At 45.4% G+C, this 6894-nt stretch carries 1 protein-coding gene and 1 pseudogene; both read left to right on the top strand.

Annotation, left to right across the window (positions count from 1 at the left end):
- Positions 1 to 16: 16 nt before the first annotated feature.
- The gene (locus LNL84_RS19485; RefSeq protein WP_244359522.1) at positions 17 to 5929 is read left to right on the top strand and encodes a VCBS domain-containing protein; all 5913 of its coding nucleotides are present in this window, start codon (positions 17 to 19) and stop codon (positions 5927 to 5929) included.
- Positions 5930 to 6141: 212 nt separating this feature from the next.
- Positions 6142 to 6894 (top strand): annotated as a pseudogene (locus LNL84_RS19480) (hypothetical protein); the annotation flags it as partial.

The following is a 6894-nucleotide window of genomic DNA, read 5'->3' as shown; positions in this document are numbered from 1 at the left end:
AGGCAAAGGCGAGCTGGTGTTTAAACCTAACGGCAATTACACCTTCAAGCCTGGTGAGGATTTCCAGGCGCTTGAGCCAGGTCAGTCCGAAGAGGTGAGTTTCACCTACGTGGCGGTGGACAACAACGGCGCGAAGAGTGAGCCGCAAACCATTACCATTACCGTGACGGGCACTAATGACGCGCCAGTCGCAGAGGCGAAAACCGACAGCGTTATTGAAGACACGGTGATTACGGGCGTAGTGAGTGCTTCGGATGTGGATTTAGGCGACGATGCCGAGCTTAGCTTTAGCACCGACTCCACCGCAGAAGGCCTAACGTTCAATGCCGATGGCAGTTATACATTTGATGCTTCGTCCTACGACAGCCTGGGCAAAGGCGAGAAGTTAGTATTAGAGATCCCCGTGACCGTCACCGACGAGCACGACGCAGCTGCGCAAACCACGCTGACCATTACCGTGACAGGCACCAACGATGCGCCGGTGGCGACAGATTTTTCAGTTGAAGTTACAGATGAACAACCTATCCAAGTTTCCTTTGACGGTGTTGGCAGCGATCATATTTCAGATATCGAAGATGATCGCAGTAACTCTGATGGCAAGGTTGTCGGCGTTGTCATTACTGAATTGCCCATTGGTGGTACTCTTTTCTACACCCAAAATGGTATTACTAGAGAGATCTCTGAGGATGATCTGCATCGCACGGATGAACAGGGTAATATCATTGCTGCAGGCACTATATTTGAGTCCGACAGTATTAGTTACAAGGCTAGTAATGATTCACAAGGTTTCGTCCTCGGTGCAAAAGAAGGTGATCAGCTTGATGATCAGAGCCTTTCTCAAAACGATTTTTATAACTGGGGCGAAGCGCAAAGCGGCACTGTTCGAACTGTGACGTTTGAAAATGGCGACCAAGTTACAATCTCGAGTAACAAGGGGGCGCTAACTCAATATCGCGGTGATGCAGGACATATAGGCCATGGCTTAGGCATTGGTGCTGGCGCAGGTATAAACCAAGGTGAAACTCTAACTATTAATTTTGATAGTCGTCCCGCCTCTAGTATTCATCTAGGGCTGGATGGTTTGGGTGGGTATTTCTCAAGCGCAGTTGATAATGGCAATTCCTCATTTGTAACGCTCCAAGTTACCTTGAGCGATGGTCGGGTTGTTGACTACCCATTTGACCATCCTAATGGCTTCCAAAAAGATGAGAAAGGTAACTCTGATCTGTTCCACGAGCTAGAAATATCAACCGATGCCATCCCTGGTGCTGACGGCTTGTTAATAACAGGTATAACCGTCGGCACGCATGGTAACGGAAATTGGGAACTTCGCTATATTGAAACGAGCCTAGAGGATTCAATAGACTACAAGGCGGTTGATTCTGATGGGACTTACAGTGAAGAGTCTTCGGTAACCTTCGATGATGGAAGAAGTAATACCTCACCCAATGCCAACAACGATGCTACTGCTAATGGATCTGCCGCGTTTGAATTCGATCATGATGAGCCTGTGATTGTTCCACTGGCTGACATTCTTGCAAATGACAGTGATTTGGATGGTGATAGCCTGCGCATCACCTACGTGTTTGGTGAGACTGTTGGCGATGCTCGAATTGAAAATGGAAACGTCATCTTTGACCTACCGGAAGGCTTTTCTGGCGATGCTGAATTCCAGTATCAGATTACCGATGATAAAGGTGGCTTTGATACCGCAATGGTTAAGGTTCTGGTCAACCCTGCGCCTACGCAACCAGATATTGGCAGCGTTACATTAGATACAGAAAGCGTAATAGAAGGTGAGTCACTAGTTTACAGTGTTAATTTGGGTGAGGTAGCTCTGATAGATTCTGTTTACAGCATTAATTTCGGTGCTGGCGGGGATACGGCACAGCGCAACGATATCGATCCTGCAAATATGACCTTTTCCAATGGCGTGAGGTATAACGAGAGTACTGGTCAACTTGAGGTACCTGCCGGAATTTCTGAGTTCGATGTGATATTGCCTACCGTTGATGATTTTGATTTAGAAGACGCGGAGTCTTTCACATTACAAATTGATCAGGCTTCATCAGCTCAGGCGAGCATATTAGACAATGATAACCAGCCACCTAAGATCGATCTTAATGGTGATGGCCATGAGGTGGTGTTTGAAAGTGAAAGCGCTGGGTATTCTAATGTATTTGGTTATTTCTTTGTTGATAGCGAAGGAAACCCAAGTGAGCCAACAGTATTAATACACAATACCAATAGTGAACTTGCAAATGGCGATGTAATAGCCAACCTTGAATCAATAGAAGGTGCTGAATTCTTTTTAATTGCCAACGGAGCTTCACAAACACCGGGCAACGCGTTATTGAGCTTTAATGATCAAGGACAATTGCTCGTCAATGGCAATGCGCCAAGCAAACCGGTCTACTTATCGACTGACCAAAGTGAGCAATACAAATTTGTAGTGACAAACGATGACAGTGGGGTCACTGAGATACATATCGAAGATATCCTACTTCAACAAAGCGACAAAGATTACAACGATCTTGTCGTGACCATTCGCCCTGACTCAAGCGACAACGGAACGGGTTACACTGCCAGCTTTACTGAACATCAAGCCCCAGTGTCGGTAGTAGACAATGATGTTTCAATTTCAGATGACCGCAATACGATTTCTTATGCGGAAGTGATTCTTAAGAATACAGAGTTGGGGGATGTACTCACTGTTGATGGTGAAACACATGGCGATCTGATGAGTGGCATTGTGTTTACGTCAGAAACTCAACCCTCAGGTAGTATTTTAATTACCTTTACAGGCGAGGCTAGCACCGCAGATTATGAAGCGGCGATGGCGAAGCTACTGTTTAGCAACACAAGTCATACACCAAATGAAGATGACAGAATCATCGAAATCACCGTGTACGATGAAAATAGTCAGCCGTCCAATACTGCCGTATCTACTATCTCTGTTTCTGATGTGGCTGATTTTGCAATCGCAGCAGCTCAAGGTGATGAAGATACCAAGATTACTCTGGACATCTCTTTGTTATCAGATGGCGGTGTAGAGCAAGTGTCACTTGTCAACATTCCAGATGGAGCGAAGATTTTTGATGGAGATAATGAGCTTACCGTCATCAATAACGCTATTACTCTCTCGCCGAGTGAACTAGAGAATCTATCGATTCAGCCACCAGCAAACAGTGACGACGACTTTATCCTGGGTGTTAGTGGTCTAGATTCTAGTGGTACGGCCTTTGAGCAACATGACTTGGCGGTGACGGTTAAACCAGTCACCGATATACCGACCCTGAGCATTTCTGGTGCTGAAATCCTTGCCTCTATCGATTTCGAAAATGTGCAGTTAGGCGGCAGTGCTTGGAGAGGGAATGTTACTGAAACAGAACTTAACAACAACGGCTCCGTTGGTATTTGGGGTACGCTCAACTCAAGCGAGGCCAATGAAGTTGGCAATGAGGGCGTTTATCGAAATGCCGAAGCTGGCGAGCAAGGCAACAACATCTACGAGCTAGAGGGACGAAGAGGTACCGACAATTCGTTGTTTACTCAGTTTACCGCAAGAGCGGGTGCGTTTTACTCCATCAGTTTTGATATCGCAGCACGGGCCGTTGGAACATCACCAATGACTCTGTTTTTAGTCAACGAGGCAGGCGAGAGAACGGAGCTTTTCGTCTATGACGAAAATAGCACCTGGACTTCAAACGAAATTAAGTTTGAAACACCTCTAGAGGGCGACTACAAACTCGTTTTCGAATCCAACCAAACCGACAGCTACGGCGCTCTGCTCGACAATGTTTCACTTTTAGTTGTCGACAACTATGGCTATGAAGATTCACCTATCCATCTAAGTGACTTTAGCGCTTCGCTAACGGATACCGATGGTTCTGAATCGTTAGCTATTTTGTTGAAGGCGCTGCCAGAAGGGGCGGTAGTATCCAATGGTGCAGCGTCCCTGACTGTTGGAAGTGACGGTATTGCTGATATTAGCGGTTGGGGCAACCTAAATAACTTACAAGTCACTATCGACGAGCCGGGTCAATATCCTGTAACTATTGAAGTCACCGCATCCGAGACCGATGCACAATATACTGTTCCTAATAGTACAGTCTCTGAAGTGATTAACGTCACGGTACTTGAAAAGGCGGCTGATCCAGTTGAACCTGAAAATTCAGCGCCAACAGTTGAAGACTTCGTTGTTATTTCTGACGACGAAGATGACGGTATCAAGATTGACTTTAGCGATCACGCTCAAGATATGGAAGACGATGCTTCAAGCAGCGATGACAAAGAAACCAGTGTGTTGATTGTAGAGGACGCGAAATTTGGTCAACTTTATTACGTCGACGAAAATGGCAAAGACGTTAAGGTCGAAGTTGGCAGCGTTATTACAGATACAACAGAACTAAAATACGATGTGGACGATGTTGTCACAGGATTTGATACATCTGGCGATGATTTTGAATGGGAGCCAGAAAAACTGACGGAGCAGGGAATTACCTTATCAGGAGGAACCTTTAAAGACGATGTTCACAATATGGATAACCTGAGTTCTTGCCCCATTGATTTTAATGATACCAACGGTGATAAGCGTGGTATCGGTGTAAACAGTGAAGGTAGAAACGGTAATTCTGATGAGGTGGATTCCGAGAAGAACGAATACATTTCAGTCAAGTTTGACAATAGTCTGTCTGTGACCGAGGCATCGGTTTCACTCGGTAATTTGACTGCACATTTTAATGGCAAAAATGCGACAGGACAGGTCCACATTCACCTTTACAAAGATGGGGAGCATCAAGAAACCGTCGTTGTCGACAAAAACAGTGCTATAGAACATCATCAATATACAGCAGAACTTGAATTAGATAGTGGTTTTGATGAAATCCGTATCACCGCGTCATCCACGAAAGAGCATAAGGTTGATTTTGTTCTTCAGGGTGTTGAGGTTGAAGAGGCTAGCATTCGCGATTCTATTGTGTACAAAGCTCAAGATTCTAATGGTAATTTCAGTGAAACAGCTGTGGTTGATATTATCGTTAATGATGCAGAGGAAAGAGTTCAAACGGCAGATGGCGTAGATTCAATCTCGCTGGATACATCTGGGCAACTATTTATACAATCTGCAGAGATACACAGCTCTCCTGGTCGAAATGATATAGAAAATGTTGAGCTTGATGACAACCTCAGTATCCATTCGGGTGACAGCAATGACTATGTCGAACTTGGTATTAGTTCGGGTGATAACATTGTTAATACTGGCTCTTCAGAGCCAAATACGCCAGCAGACATCGGCCGAGACTTCTTCGAAGATGCAGCATTTATGTCCGGAGAAATCCTTGATGCCGATGGCATATTGAAAACGACAGTCGTTGATGAAATGCAGCCAGAGACTGACACCGTCAACATGGGCAGTGGTGATGATGTCGTCATCAGTGACGGTGGTAACCTCGCTGCGTTTGGCGGTGCGGGCGATGATATCCTTTATGGTTCTGATACAGGATCTGATGGTCTCCGTGGTGGCGAAGGTAACGATGTATTACGTGGCAGAGGCGGAGATGATTACCTCGTTGGTGATGAGGGTGAAGATGTCCTTTCCGGTGGCATCGGGTCTGATATTTTAACAGGTGGAGAAGGCGCAGATCTCTTTGCCTGGGATAGTACTGACCTAGATGGAAACACAGACACCATTAGCGACTTTTCTATTGAACAAGGAGACAAAATCGATTTGTCTGATCTGTTTGAGGATGTAGAGTCGTCAGCGGATGATATTATTGAGCAATATGTGGCGGTTTCTGAAAAAGGAGACCATGCTGAACTAAATATATCTAAAGGTTCTGATACCGTTTCCATCGAATTGGAAGGCGTAACAGCCGATACAGTAAGAAGCAACCTAGCAGATATGCTCATTATAAAGGATGATATCTAAGCCTTTCGTTTAGAATCAGCCTCTCTTTAAAAGTCTCGCTTTTGCGAGGCTTTTTCGTTTTTGAGACTTTATAAAAAAAATCCAAATTGATCCCTCAATTGCCCACATAACGCGCAAGGTTGAGCTATACCCAAAGAAAATGTCAAAAAGTTGACGATTGAGCAACCATACACGGCTCCTTGTTCGGAGCTTTCCTTACGTTGGGTAATATGATGGCTATTTATAATTTGTTTGGGCTTAATACAGTTTCGGGAATAGTCGTTCTCGATGCTAGTGGTAAATTAGCAGTTCTTTCTGAAGGAGCATCACCAAGGCCTGGGGATGTCGTGATTTCAGCAGTGGACAATGTGGATGTTGGAGAAAATGTCTCTATTCAATTAATTGGCTCTGATGGAGCCAGCCAAAATATTGAAGTAGACAATATTATCGCTCAAATTGAAGCGGGGCAGGATCCAACCCTTGATGATGATCAGGCGCCAGCAGCTGGCGATGATGCTGGATCAAGTTTGACACTATCTGCGGGTGTACAGAGGGATGGAGCTGAAACCATCGCAGAAACAATGTTTGAAACACAGGGGCTTATTGCACAAGGCCTGACCGCGACTCAGTCGACCGCACTTCTTCGGTTTTTCGAGACAATCAGTATCCCACGTGTCGCATCTATTTCCACTATTCCCGATGACTCAATTACGGAAGGTGATTCCTTCACGTTTCGCGTGACATTAGATAGTGAAACAAGCATAGCAACGACATTCCCAGTGACATTGCCTTCATCGCCAGATGTGGCGTTGGCAGACATTTCATTTTCCAACGGCGTTACGCTGGGTGATGATGGTAGATTGAACGTACCAGCAGGAGTAAGCGCTTTTGACATTATCTTGCCAACGGTCGACGATGACGAAGTCGAAGCGACGGAAATCTACACTCTGGCTGTAGATGGTGTGGAAGCAACGGGTACTATTTTG

It is taken from the genome of Vibrio gelatinilyticus (genome assembly GCF_022836845.1).
Taxonomy (GTDB): Bacteria; Pseudomonadota; Gammaproteobacteria; order Enterobacterales; family Vibrionaceae; genus Vibrio; species Vibrio gelatinilyticus.
This window is presented reverse-complemented; position numbering and strand designations above follow the sequence as displayed.